Annotated in this window: 13 protein-coding genes; 1 reads left to right on the forward strand and 12 read right to left on the reverse strand. The window is 29.8% G+C overall.

Annotated elements, in window-relative coordinates:
* Positions 1-387: 387 nt before the first annotated feature.
* The 9 genes from ACQ654_RS02750 to ACQ654_RS02790 form a co-directional block, all read right to left on the reverse strand.
* A complete protein-coding gene (locus ACQ654_RS02750) occupies positions 388-1176 on the reverse strand; it encodes a hypothetical protein (protein ID WP_430408782.1) in 789 nt (262 codons plus the stop codon).
* 5 nt (positions 1177-1181) lie between these two features.
* The gene (locus ACQ654_RS02755; RefSeq protein WP_430408783.1) at positions 1182-1862 is read right to left on the reverse strand and encodes a queuosine precursor transporter; all 681 of its coding nucleotides are present in this window, start codon (positions 1860-1862) and stop codon (positions 1182-1184) included.
* A gap of 5 nt (positions 1863-1867) precedes the next feature.
* Positions 1868-2752, reverse strand: coding sequence for a hypothetical protein (locus tag ACQ654_RS02760; protein WP_430408784.1), 885 nt, complete (start codon positions 2750-2752; stop codon positions 1868-1870).
* A 74-nt stretch (positions 2753-2826) separates the two neighbouring features.
* Positions 2827-5832, reverse strand: a complete 3006-nt coding sequence (locus tag ACQ654_RS02765) for a type IV secretory system conjugative DNA transfer family protein (RefSeq protein ID WP_430408785.1) — start codon at positions 5830-5832, stop codon at positions 2827-2829.
* Between the two features lie 3 nt (positions 5833-5835).
* Entirely contained in the window at positions 5836-6417 is a 582-nt protein-coding gene (locus ACQ654_RS02770) for a hypothetical protein (RefSeq protein ID WP_430408786.1), read from the reverse strand.
* A gap of 273 nt (positions 6418-6690) precedes the next feature.
* Complete coding sequence (locus ACQ654_RS02775; protein WP_430408787.1) at positions 6691-7581, reverse strand: hypothetical protein; 891 nt, start codon at positions 7579-7581, stop codon at positions 6691-6693.
* A gap of 57 nt (positions 7582-7638) precedes the next feature.
* Positions 7639-9378, reverse strand: a complete 1740-nt coding sequence (locus ACQ654_RS02780) for a UvrD-helicase domain-containing protein (RefSeq protein WP_430408788.1) — start codon at positions 9376-9378, stop codon at positions 7639-7641.
* A gap of 8 nt (positions 9379-9386) precedes the next feature.
* Entirely contained in the window at positions 9387-10823 is a 1437-nt protein-coding gene (locus ACQ654_RS02785; protein ID WP_430408789.1) for a hypothetical protein, read from the reverse strand.
* A gap of 6 nt (positions 10824-10829) precedes the next feature.
* Positions 10830-11849, reverse strand: coding sequence for a hypothetical protein (locus ACQ654_RS02790; protein WP_430408790.1), 1020 nt, complete (start codon positions 11847-11849; stop codon positions 10830-10832).
* A gap of 210 nt (positions 11850-12059) precedes the next feature.
* On the opposite strand from ACQ654_RS02790, the gene ACQ654_RS02795 reads away from it, so the two are divergent.
* Complete coding sequence (locus tag ACQ654_RS02795; protein ID WP_430408791.1) at positions 12060-12308, forward strand: hypothetical protein; 249 nt, start codon at positions 12060-12062, stop codon at positions 12306-12308.
* A 158-nt stretch (positions 12309-12466) separates the two neighbouring features.
* On the opposite strand, the gene ACQ654_RS02800 is transcribed toward ACQ654_RS02795, so the two are convergent.
* The 3 genes from ACQ654_RS02800 to ACQ654_RS02810 form a co-directional block, all read right to left on the reverse strand.
* Positions 12467-12958 carry a hypothetical protein gene (locus ACQ654_RS02800; protein ID WP_430408792.1) on the reverse strand — a complete coding sequence of 164 codons (492 nt, stop codon included), beginning with the start codon at positions 12956-12958 and terminating at the stop codon, positions 12467-12469.
* Positions 12948-13307: a helix-turn-helix domain-containing protein gene (locus ACQ654_RS02805; RefSeq protein ID WP_430408793.1), complete on the reverse strand. Its 360-nt coding sequence runs from the start codon at positions 13305-13307 to the stop codon at positions 12948-12950. Before ACQ654_RS02805 ends, ACQ654_RS02800 begins: the two co-directional genes overlap by 11 nt.
* A gap of 155 nt (positions 13308-13462) precedes the next feature.
* A complete protein-coding gene (locus ACQ654_RS02810) occupies positions 13463-13921 on the reverse strand; it encodes a replication protein (protein ID WP_430408794.1) in 459 nt (152 codons plus the stop codon).
* Positions 13922-13928: the final 7 nt, after the last annotated feature.

The raw sequence follows: 13928 nt of genomic DNA on the forward strand, positions 1-13928 counted from the left end.
ATAGATTTTTTAAGTCGTGTAAAATGAAAAAAGGCAAAGTAATACTCAATTATCAATGATAATTGAGTACCTTTGCCGAAAAATGTACGAAGGGACGTGAGAAATTCTAAGTACACATTCAAATATGCTTGGACATTATTGTCCAATAACAATTGAAGACGAAAAGCCACTAATTTATCGGTGGCTTTTTTATTTTCTACAGGTAAGCCACTCTTTCTACCCAAAAAACTGAAAACCAACATATCATTTACAGTTTGTTTTGTAATAGTGATATGTTGGTTTTCAGTTTTCATATATCAAATATACTAAAAATGTAAACTAAAATGTTGATTAACATTTTAGTTTACAAAATTATTATTTGATCTAAATAAAAATAATGATTGGTAACTAATCTACCTTTGTTACTTCATAACAAACTGACTTACAATTCAAATAATTATTTATTAAATTTTCTTTGACTAAAGTCGAAACAAATTTTTTGTCATCTTCATTAAATTTATTGTAATTAGAATATGATAGTAAAGAAAGTAAAGATTCTTTTTCTATATCTGTCCTTTCATAAGGATTAACAAAATTTGAATTAATGAAAGTTTTATTAATTACGAAGTCTTTTTTGTCTAAGTTATCGATATAATCTCTAACAAATAATGATCGATCATGGTATTTTCGTGCAGTACGTTTCCATAATTTAGTGAATATAGAATCTTCTGAATCTAATACTATTATTAGAGTTACATTATTAGGAAGATTATTTATAAGATTATAAAAAGATTCTTTTTCAATTAGGTAAACTAAATGAATTGCTAAAATTATATCTACATCTATTGAAACTATATTAAATGCTTCCTCGAATGGGCTATTAATTCTCTCTATATTTTTAACTTTGTTAGTGTTTTTGATAGAATCTACAGCTTCGTTAATCATCAAAGTATCTGGATCAACTAACTTTATTGTTTCAAAACTCTGCTCGCTTCTTAATACTAATTCTCTGGTAATTAAGCCATCTCCACAACCTAGGTCTAAAATTCGAGATATATTTTTATTCCAAGAATTTAAACCTATTATATGTTTAGCTGTTATAACATTTTCGTCACTTATGGCTCTAAAAATTTTCCAACTAGATACATAATGTTCACGAGTCATTGGAAAATCTATTTTCATATTTGTTTCAATCATACATTTTATTTAACCTTAAAAGGATTATAATTAACTTCAACATCATATTTATCTTCCTCTTCTTTCTTCTTTAACCAACTTACAAAGAGGTAAGTTAAAGGAGTTGCTATAACCTCATACAATGTTTTTAATATAAATCCTGATACAATAATAGTAATTAAATCATTGAAAGCAAATATACCAGCAAAAGCAATAATGTTAAAAATAATACTATCAGCTCCTTCTCCAATAATTGTTGATCCAATAGTTCTCATCCAAAGTTTTTTTCCTTTCATTTTCAACTTCATAATAGACATTACGTATGAATTCAAAAATGATCCAACTAGAAAAGCGATAAAACTTGCAAATGCTATTCTAGGTGCAAAACCAAAAATTTTAGAAAAACTTTCCTGATCTTGCCAAAAAACAGCTGGAGTTAAAATTGTTGCTATATAGTAGAAAAATGACATTAAAGCTAATGATAAGAAACCCCACCATATAACTGAGCGTGTTTTTTCATATCCATAAACTTCTGTTAATGCATCATTGATTATATAAGCAATTGGGAAACAAATTATACCCGCAGGAAGAGAAAACCCCCAAAAGGTTATAATTTTGACTGCCAGAGTATTACCGATTAAAAGCATAGCTATAAATAACATTGCTACGCCGTGAAAATATCTATATCCTTTAGGTGCTGTTTTCATAATTTTTATATTATATCAGTAAATTTTATTTCATTTAATCCCTGTTCAGAGAAAGTTAATAATTTCTTAAGATGAGTATCTTTCCATAACTGAGTGACGTCATCAGAATATCTTGCAACACTTGGGTCATTTCTAACATAAGAAACACAAAAACTTGTAATTTTTATAGAATTATATTGTAATGCAATTACTGGAAAACAACACAATTCTTCATCAATTGTATAGACTTTTAACTTTCCTAGATTATTTATTTCGGTGAGAGTTTTATCTGCTAATTGAATATTCATAGAATATTCTTCATTTAACCTGTTTCTAAGGCTTTTCCAAAATTTAATAGCAATTAAACTATTTTTAGAGTTTGGTAAGAAAAATTTATAGTTTGCTTCTACTAGATTACTATATTCAGGAGTTGGTTTAATTACTCCAAGTTTATAAAGAAGTTGATTTTTTAACTCATCTGCATAAATAGAGTGATGCAGCTCGGCTGGTTCAAGCGTGACGATAATAATTTCTGAAGCTTTTTCTGTTTCATTTCTTAAATCAAAAAAATCTTTATCTCCAATATCAAGCCTCTTTTCTATTAGCCTCGATTCTGATTGGTACTTAAATGAATCAAATAAGTCTTTTTTAAAACTTTCTACATGGCTCAAATTATCATATCTTGACAGAATAGCATCTTCAATAGCTTTTCTTAAATTTTTACTTACGTTTCTTTCCCCTGTAAAAATTTGACTTAAAGAACTTCTAACCGTCGATTCTCTTTTACTTTTATATTGATGATCTTTGAGAGACATTATTGATTTTGCTAAATCAATTTGATTTTCAAATAGTGGAGTATTTTCTTTACCAACTCTTGCCTCAAAAAGAAAATATGATGGAGATTTGCTCATTTGAAATTAAATTAAAATGTTAATTTACATAAAAATTACAAAAATATTGTTTTTTTATGAAAATTTTATCTAATTTATTTCTTCTTTTTTATGGCATTTATGACTTTATTCCTAATAGAATCTTTTTTCTGTTTAGATGAATCATTTGGATGATAGTTAACATTAACGCGCCATCCTTTTACTTTGGTAGTGGACTTTTTTTCTTTTTCAGTAAGAGCATCTAAATGTGTACTCAATTCATTAGGATGCATATAAAAAGTCTTTCTAAATGATTTTGCTGTAATAGCTTTCTTTGCTCGCTTTTGTATGTTATTTCTATGCATCTCACTTTCAGAAACAAGGAATACTAAATCATAATCAGCAGACAGGCATTTTTCAATATTTTTAACTTCGTAATTAATAGAATTGGTAACTGATACCTCAACAGCAATGCGAATATCATTTTGTGTTAGTCCCACATCTACTCTACCAACATTCTTTATTTCTTCTTCAATACGTGCAACAAATCCTCGCTGTTGCGCCATGGTCTTGATATATTCTTGAAGAGAACGATGCTTACGCAGAACCTCCTGTTCTTCTTCTTTTTTGATATACGCTTCGGTATCAAAAGATTCTTTTTCTTTGGGTTCTACTTTAGGTTTAACCTCCTTAATAACTGCTGGCTTTGTAACAACTTCTTCTTTAACCACAACTTCTTTTTTAATAGATGTTTTTTGCTGCGGTAGAAGCGTCGCAAGAAGTTCTTTTATATGTTCTTTACTCTTTGAATATTTTTCTCGTGAATACTGAATAATGTGTGATAGTACCGATGGATTGGATTGAACTGTTTGTATGCCTAAGGTACGCATATTAAAATCATTGCTCCGCTTATGCACCCGCACAATAGCTTCTCCTCTATCAAGTTCCATAAAGTCTTCTGCTTCAAAAAATGAAAAGCTTGGTGCAATCTTTTTACTATCCTTATCACTCTGCCTAAAGAAGATTTGCGTAGCGGTATTACTTAAAATTGAGTTTAACAGATTGTTTGGAACTTGCTCCAAATGTTGAAGCGTCAGCACAAGACTTAAATTATACTTCCTAGCACCACTTAAAATTTGTTCAATCACAGGCGTATTTGCATAATTGTGACTTTCATCAATATAGAGGTGTATGGGAAATCTTTCATGTTGAGCAAAACTCTGACGAGAGAACGCAATTTGATTAATTTTTGAAATGATAAGGTGTGCTAAAAATATTGAGTTCTGTAAACCAATTAAGCCAACTGATAACTGAATCAGTACAAGTTTCCGCTCTTCAACTAATTCTCTAAAGTTAATACCTCTGGTTTGGCAAAAGATGTTCCGTAACAAACGTGTTTGCATAAAGATATCAATACGTAACAATAATGGCGATAAATCGTTTCTTCTTACTAATGGAAATTCGTTATTCCAATAGTACAAAAGTATTTGATCATCAAGCGACTGCAAAAATTCAGCCCTAAAATTTTGCTCTAATAAGAAGCGTTTCATGTCGAGTATGGATGCTTCTTTTTCAGAATAGATAAAGGTTGAAATAGTTTTTTGTAATACGGATTGGATTCTATCTCCCGAACTAATCCATGTGTCAGCAAATGCAGTTGCTAAATCAGATGCTAGAACCGTTTTCTCTGCATCCGTTTCTGTTGAAAAAATATTAAAGCCAAAAGAATAGTCTTGGTCAGCAAGATTGATATACACAACATCATCCTGCTTATCTTCGGGTATTAATTCTAAAATATCGTGTACAAGATCACCATGTGGATCAAGTACAAAGGCAGAATTTTTGAATGCTATATCTTGACGTATGAGTTGCTTCAACAAGTGGCTTTTCCCTGTACCTGTAGCACCACCAGCAACGATATGCTTACTAAAAATATCATCATTAATACTGACGTATTCTTGTTCTCCATTATGCTCATTGATACCAAGTACATACTTCTGCTGAATGACTTCTTTTGGTAACAACTTTGTTTTGTTATTACCATGACCAAGCTTTGCCGATACAACACTTTTGTTTGGGTAATGGATAAAGGTGCTGAGTTCTTTAGCGTTGAGAATAAATCCCAGGCGATTACTTAATCGCTCATGTAAATTAAATACATGAAAATCATAGTTATATCCCTCATTAGATAACGGAATCAACATATTAAATTCTGAACGAGAAACGTTACTGATGCTACGCGCGAGTTCTTGCGCTAGATACTGACTTCTTTCATTACTTCTTCCTTGGGTAGCAATACGCATAACAACTGAAAATAACGGATAGGACGTTTTCATCTTTGCGCACGTAAGCATTTCGGGAGCGTCAGCGAAGAATGAACCACCACTTCCATCACTTACCGAATATGGAATATCTTTTGCGAGTGGAGATGTAATACCTTTAAAGAGTATCTGAACAACTGCAACATCATCTGCCCTTAATGAATCAAGTGTTGCAATAATTGAAGTTAATGGATCGATACTATATGAATCGGCTTGCGCTATTGGTCGCATAAATTCATCATTCAATCCAAAATCTGCAATAGCAATATCGCAGAGCGTATCAAAACCAAACGATTCAATATCTATCTTTTTTGTAATGATATTCGGAAAATAGGCTCTAATTTGTGATTCTAATCGTTCACTATCGAAGGTGCTACATACTATTTGAATGTTGATTGTATCTACGGTACCGTGTATCTCAAAAGACATTGGATATGCCGTTGACGACAGCATGCTAAGAAACTCAATGTTTTTCAAAGGATGCACTTCATTACCTTTAGGAAATGAAAGTACAAATCCTATTATGTTAGGAATTGCTTCTGCTTCTATCAGGCGTGCCAGTGTATCAGGTTCTGCAACTTCCGCTACTTCTTTCTGCTCTGATTCAAAAAACTTTCCGATACGTTTGAATAACGATGGTACTCGTCCATCATCAATTACAGGAGCAACATTCTGAGTATACCCAAAAGGAATGTACGGTATCTCTATGTCAACAGGAGCTTCGAAGTGGTAATAACCACGATATCGATACTCCCATTGATAGAAATCTAGTGTTCTTTGTTCACTTAGACTTAGATTCATTTCTTAACGTGTAAACACATTATTAAGTAGTGGTTTACGTTCAGCTTCATTTAAGCTTCGTACTCCTTTATCTTTCGTAATATCATCAAGAACTTTCAATACGGATGATTGTGCGTATGACATAAACATAGAAGCAGTATCGATGCGGTAATACGTAACAGGATAGAGTTTTTCAGCTAACCATGCACCAGCAAATGGAATTTTAGAGACTACAAGTTTTCCAAAAGAGTTTTTGTACAACAGCCACCACGAAATAAAGAAGCCATTTCCAAACTTTGCTCCACAAATATCGTATTGATAATCTTTCCATGTTACTCGTAAATACAAGCGTGAAAATGAAAGCATACCTCCTTCTTTTAAACTTTTCTTTCTCATCGTGATGTTGGTAATACCATGAGATTTGAGTTCAACTGTTAATCGTTCATAAAATTCAGTTGGAGAATACTGAAATCCATCGATAAGGGTATTCCAATTAGAGTGATGATCTTTCAGAGCCTTACTGAAAATATACTTTAGGATAATGAAGATAATGACTCCATACAGGAGATACCACGAGTAAAAAATAATGTAATAAATAATGTCCATGTTATTGGATTTTAAGATTAATATTACATCGAAAATACTGAGGTGTGCTTGGTCAACAAGGGAGAAATGACAAGAGTATATTTTTAGAGGATAAGAGGCTTATAGAAGTGATAAAATACTAAATTCTAGGTTTTGTTGTACTTATAAAGGTGTATTAATCCTCTCCACTTAAATACTTGGAATTAAAAACTGCACAAACACTGGTAAATGCGAGCTATGATACTTTCCATTGAGTGAATTGAAGGTATAAAACCTAATCTAGAATCACATTACCTAGCTAAATAGATCCTTTAAGATATTCAAAGTTTCTGATAAGGTTTTTAACATTGTCGTTTCTTTAAAAGAGCCTACTTTCGTCAATTCTACAAGGGTAAGAAGCAATGATAAAGCACTAGAGATTATTAAAGAAATTCTAATGACGTTAAGAGAATTCCGGTAATTAGGTTTCTCTTTGTTTCTTAATATCTGAATAAAGACAATTGGAATTAAAAAAGTACCTATCAAACATATAAATATAACAATTGCTGGATCGAATGAAGTTTCAGGTATGTCTTTGAAATAGAAATTTAAAGAGTGGATTAATAAAAAAATACTAATTATTGAAACTAAAATGATGATTTTGTTTAATACGAGATAATTGGAGATTTTATCAAGCACATTCACTTTAGGTATATCTTTCAGATTTTCATCATATTTCTCCTTAACATAATCAAAATACAGTATATACATAATGATTGTCAGCGCTATAAAAAATAAGACATAGAGAATAAACAATAATGATTCCCAAAAAGTGTTGTAAGAATAGCTTTGAGTACTAGCACTATAATAATCTGAATATACTCTTTGCCTTTTTTGATTTACATAATAAAACCTTTTTAGATTATCTCCTAAATTGTATTTTTTTTCATCTGAGGAGAACTCTAGAGAATCATTTAAAGTAAAAGTCCAAACCTTAATGTAGTTTACATAAAATCTTTCTCCATCAGAAATTTCAAATCTTTGTATTGTGTCACTAATCTTTTTTACGGTATATAGTTCATTCTTTTTTGATAAATACAACTGCTTCTTGTGAATGTTAGATTCTATATTACCCCAAAGAGCAAAGAAGAATAGAAAAAAACTTATTATTGTAGCGCATCCTGTAAAACAACCATCATCGTGCATATAAAAAGTTCTTTATCATTAAGATTTCATTTTCTTATAAATCCACAAAAAAATTGATTATATAGCTAAATTATCAATATCATCATCTAAATCACACATATCAATTACCTCATTATTTTTCATAAAAATTTGATTTTTTTCTGGAAGTGGTTCAACCAAGAAAAGGGTGTTTTTTGCTCTTGTTATCGCAACATATTTCAAACATTTTTCTTGATAAATTTGCCAATCTAACATCCCTTCAATTTTTCGAGGTAGATTATTATATTCAAGGATAAAAACTCTATTTGCTTCTAGTCCTTTCGCTTTATGGATGGAAGAAAGAATTACTGAATCCTCATCTTTTCCATCCATTAACTTCTCAATAAATTTGAATAATTGATCTAAATTATTCGTATCATCAGAATTAAAATAACAGGTTTCCAAGATGTTTATACTGTCTCTGAGATTCTCTAATTTATCAAAGTTTGCAGGATTATTACCTAGCTTGACCTTAGCAGCTTTGAAAATATTTTCTAAATGCTCAACTAAGTTTTCAAAATAATATTCATCATAAAGTTTTTTATTTGGAACTAAATTTTTCAATTCTTTGAGAATCTCGGTTTTCCCAATAATCTTGCATTTTATGTTTACTTTTAGAAATTCAAAAACAACATCAAATAAATCTGAATTAGAACGAGAAAGAACATAATCTGATTGCCTAGCGTGTTCTATGATTTCATTAAACTGAATTTTTTCTACGCTACCCTCATTTGTATTCATCGTAGTTATGTCAGTCCTAATTTCCTTTGCTAATTCAATAATCTTTTTGTCACACCTAAAACAATTAGTTAATTTAAACATTGATGGCTCAAATGTTTGTTGAATATTATTAAAGGACTTTTCTGAAGCTCCTGCAAAACCATAAATTGACTGGAAGGGATCGCCAACAGCAAATAATCTACCTTGCTTTTTTATATGTTTAGTAATTACTTTTAACTGAGCATTAGATAAGTCTTGGCATTCATCTACAAAAACAATATCATAGTGATGCCTAGCTTTAAGTTTTAGATGACAAGGAAGAAAAATCATATCTGCAAAATCATAGACCCCTTTTTCAGTAGCTTGATTAATACCTTCTTCAATTACAAGTTCTATAAATTCTAAATACAACTCTGTTATTTGCTTATCATCAGAATTAATATCTATTCCATATTTCTCAATCAATAATTTAAACTTATTTACTCCCTGAGAAAAATAAAGAGTATACCTCATTAAATCAGTTAACTTATAGTAATTAGAGTAAAATATTTTATAAAAATTATCTACCTCATCTTGCTTTTTAAGTCTGTAGTAATGATCTCTTATTTTATCAAAAATCAAAGTAAATTTTGAGGGTTTCTCATATTCATAAGAATCCTTTTTCCTTTTTAATTTATTATTAAGAATGTGATAGTACTTAGAAGTATTAGGGGCTTTATATCCAATTACATCATAGCTATGTTTCAAAATATTTAATCCTAAAGCATACGTTGTTCTTACAATAACATTATCATAATCATTCGTTTTTTTATGAATCTCTAATTGAATTTTTTTATTAAATGCACAAAAAAGAATTTGCTTATTAGAATCAATATAACTTATACCTTGAATGATGGTGGTAGTTTTACCAGAGCCAGCAACGGCATCAATCATCCCGTGACCTTTTCCTTTATGGAAAAAATTGAAAATTAATTCTTGTTCTTTAGTTGGGTTAAATGGCATTAAGATATCTTTATTTATAATTAATCTTTGTCTTTGTTTAGTATTTAAAATACTCATGATATTTTTTAAATGGATTCTGATAAGAATTTCAATGCTCCATAAAAAATTACCATTGTTACAATCCATAAAATAATGAACCCAATAATTTTTCTATTTGCATACTTCAATTCACTTTTAAACTCGTCATCATCATTAAGAATTTTTGATATATCTCCTTCAGTTAAAAGATCGGTATTTTTAAGTTTCATTTTTTCATATCTATTTTTTATCCTATTTCTATTCGTGAGTACTAGAATAACCGAGTATATTAAATAGATAAATGAAATAACTAATAAAGATAAAAACATTATCGTTGCATCCTTAGTGAAAACGTCTTGAAAATCCACCTTATTCATTGTTCTTAGGATAAAGACAGATAGGAAAAAAGAAATATACAAAAAATTACTTTTTTGATAATTGACTGTTAACTCATTAAGCGATTCTCTAATTTCTATGAGAACCCTACTCACTTCATCATTTAATTTACCACGAACCTCAATATATTTTGAAATATTTTCTTTTAAATAAATCTTGTAACCTGAAATAATTGAGTCATAAGCAGAATTATCTATTGCAAGCGACTCTTCCTTTTTATACATTGAAATTATGTTTCTTACTAATCCTATCTTATCCGATATGTTACTTTCTGAAGCGTACACCCACTCGTTTATCTCTGCATAGATTGAAAATTTTTCATCTAAATTATCGATAAGGACTTCTCCACTATGACGTTTGAGTCCATGAAGTTGAAAATTGAGTGAGTCTTCTCTAAGATAAGTAACATCTAAAATACTAGTTAATGAAAATAAATTTCTTAAAATTATTAATTTATTTTCAAGTTCATCAAAATGACCTGCTTTTGAAGTAATTTTAAAATCTGCACTTTTGTAAGGATAGTTTTTACTATTATCAAAATGAAAATACTCCCAACTACTATTTAATTCTTTTTGAGATTTAGCCTGATCATTGACTCTAACTCTTTCAGTAAACAGGTTTGTTTCCTGTTGTTCGATAATATTAAAGTTTACAAATAAATTTGATGTAAGGGTTTTATTAATAGAATTGAGAAAACTTAGTGGGGAAAGATTTTTGACCCATAAAGAGAATGCTGAAAAATCATACACATTGCAAGCGCCATTTAATATATTTTTTTGTACAACAAATTTAAAAGAAAGTGCATCATCTTCAAAAGGTCGTACATCTGATAATTTGAAGACAAAATCATCAGAGATACAATTATTCGTTTCCGCGTATGGCTCTCCTTCGTTTATAAAAAAAAGTAAGACCCATCTATCATTCAATGGTCGGAAAAAATTTTCTATAAGCCTTTTATGATCCTCTGAAATAGAAATTTCAGAATCGAGACTTCCTTTAATTATCAATTTTTCAAAACGTTCTGTTACAGAGAGGTTTTTAATTTTAGATAAAAATAAACTATGCAATATTTCTGTAATATTTTTCAATAAAAATTAACGTTTGAATTTATTATATACATTTTCTTCCTCTGTGAAAATTTTGATATACATTTGTCCACTATCAGTTTTATCCGATTCAATTATATCTTTAAAATTTTCAATATGATCCTTGAATCTTAAATCAATATTATCAGTTATTTTAACTACACTTCTTGATCGTTTTTTTATATCTGGTTTTGAAATTACAAATGAAGGGTCAAAATCTATTTTTTTTGGTAATGACCTAATATTTTGCACCAATTTATCTTTTGAAAAAGTTTCATCAACAGGATAATAATCATCCAATAAAGAAGAAATAAAATCTTCTATTTCAAAACTATTTCTTGATCTGAAATACCCAATAAAACTATTACGTAAAATCAAATGATCTGCTGGATGCTTTTTCTTAATTTTATTAAGTGCTCTAGACTCAATTGAATCCATCGATTTTGAAGTATTATAACTATTGTCATGTTTTTCAAGTAATTCTAAATAGTCATCGTACCAGTATTTTGAATGATTTACATCGAGTACATCAATTTCTTCTTCGATACTATTATCATTATTTACGTGTATTAACGCTGCTTTAAAAATTTTCTTATCCCATGGCAGTCCACTTCTTAAAGAGAAAGAATTTTCATCTATATATTGATTATGATCTGCTTTGCATATGATAATTTTCTTTTTACCATCAATCTCAATGAATGTTTGAAATAGACTTCCTTTTAAAATTTTGACATTCATATTCCTACTATCCAAACGTTCTTGTGCTTTTATTTCTTTATCAAGTAATCTATCAGCACTTAATTTTACAGAATTAGTGATGTCATTATTAGTAATAATATTTTCGATAACTTGTCTTATCTCAGTAATATTACTTTTAAAGATGAACACTTTTTTATGTGGATGAGTATTAATTTCAGTGAATAATCTATTTGTATAATTTATTAACGTACTATTTGCACTAATGTTGATTTCTCTGATGGTATTGTTGGAATTATCTACATGATGTAGAGAAGAAAATAAAATATTCATATTTTTATTACTGTTATAAATAAGATTAACAATCTATAAAAGTAGTAAAAAAAACACATTTCTGATTGAGGTTTTCCGTAATGCAATATAAATAATTCATTAAAAACAATAATAATATATTTAGATAAACACTAAAATCAGCAACTTTTTCTAAATAAATTATTTCGGTTCTTGTTGATTTCTTTACTATTACTTATTATAATTCAGTCAATGACAAAAAAAGAAAAAATTACCGTTTCTAACAACGGAGATCATTGGATTTGTATTTGCAATAACAACACGATGAATAGTGGCTTTGATACCTGTGACAAAAACGGAGAATATATTGAACCGTTGGCTGATATTTGGACTGGCTTATACGCCTGTCTTGATTGTGGTCGTGTTATTAATCAAGAAACACATGAAGTAGTTACAAGAATAAAAGACCTTAGTTCATTTGGTATCACAGTGCAAAGTTAAAAAGTCATTTCTGTAATTTAGAAATGACTTTTGTATTAATTTTTAGTTTTAAGTACTTCTTTTTTTCTTTTTTCCATTCAGTATCAAGTTTCAATACATTAAATATTCTATGAATTTTGATTATGATATTTTGTCAGTTTGAATTGACACAAGAAGGATTAAGCTTCTAAGTAGTGATGAGTAAGCATTAACGCAAAAGCATCAAAGATTCCCATTTGGTAATGTTCAGCTTGTGTATTCTTTCTAATATCAGGCATACGAGATTGTAACTCTGGATACCAAGACGTAATTGTTTTGGATATTTTATATTTCGTATTTCCATCGAATTGATTGAAAACACCTTTAATATCTTCTCGTGAGTATTTGAAGATTGGTAATTCAAGTTCTTCTGCTTCCTTTTCAAAAGCATCTATTACTTTAATTACCCGCTTACTAATACGATTATCTGAATCAGTATAGTCACGTAATAGTATCAATGTTGGTCGGTATTCTTTAATGAATTTATGAAGTCTTTTCACATATTTATCTTTGGTAAGTGGTCGTATTTTTGCAATACCATAATTGATTAATTCTTTAGGACTTTCGCTGATAACGTATCCCATACCAAAAGCATTCGGATACAATGTGACGATGAGAGGGCTATTTTCCATAGCTATTATCAAGTTCAACGAGTCGATCAATAATAGTATCAAGCAGTACCAACCGCTTATCAATATGCGGTGCTTTCATTTCTTCAAGCAATCGTTCTTTCAAAGCAAGTGCATTACGCAAAGAGTTTTTAATGATTTCGGGATAATGGTTTTTAAACAGTTTCTCAATCGGTATTTTTAAAATAATGTGATACGAGAAAAGAATAAGAATATTAGCATCTGACTTGTGGTGTTCAATTTTTGAGAGGTTTCCAGTATCAACGCCAATCATGGTTGCCATGTCTTGGAGTGATACGCCCGTGCGTTCTCTGTAGCTTTTAAGTAGATGTAATTGTGATGCGTGTTTCATATAAAATTTAGAGCGTTGGGGTTAAAATATTATTCAACGCTTGCAATATTTTATACGTTTTTGTTATTACATTATAGATATTCCATTTTGTAAATACTACAAAAAAATTTCGCGGTTCTGTCAATTTTTGTGGACAGTTTGTGTATTGGTGGTATTTATGGTTTCTTATCCTTCCAGAATTGTATTTTCTTTAATCCCTGTGAAGATACTTCACGGTACATATTTGTATGTTTAATTATTGTAGTGTGAAGTTGCTTCACTGATGTATTGACGTTAAGTTCACTGGTGTTGAATGTATAGTAGAGTTTACGTGCTTGTTTTCTGTCGCTGGCTTTAAATACAAGACTTCCCTGTTCATTTTTAACGACAATCAATCGTTTATATACTAATTGGGAAATGGCAGTCGAAACAGCCCTATTTGAGAGACCAGTTTTTCTCATGAAAAACTGTTGCGAGACCCAATCCCATTGCTTGTATTTTCCAGTTCGCTGATCTTTCCAGCCATAGGTTTGACGAATGATGACAAGAAGTACTTTGAGTTCTGCATATCCCAAATCTTTTAAAAGAATATCAAAGATGATATTGGGAACGTTGGTGTGATATATGTAAGCCATCCTAGTA

Origin of the sequence: Kordia sp., assembly GCF_965283645.1 — a bacterium.
GTDB lineage: Bacteria > Bacteroidota > Bacteroidia > Flavobacteriales > Flavobacteriaceae > Kordia.